A 231-nucleotide genomic window follows, 5' to 3' on the forward strand; every position below is an offset into this window, starting at 1 on the left:
AGCTTGGCGCTTGAATGCAGCCTGAGAAGCTTGGCGCTTGAATGCAGCCTGAGAAGCTTGGCGCTTGAATGCAGCCTGAGAAGCCCGGTGCCTGAATGCAGCCTGACGGGTTTCCATGACGAGACCCGTTACCTGAGAGGCTGTCCATTAGCCCTTGTAGCCCTTGGATAAAAAAGATTGGAAAGAAAGATTTTATTGGGGCTCCGCCCCAAACCCCGCCAGGAGGAAGGG

The organism is Magnetococcales bacterium (assembly GCA_015228935.1).
Taxonomy (GTDB): domain Bacteria; phylum Pseudomonadota; class Magnetococcia; order Magnetococcales; family DC0425bin3; genus HA3dbin3.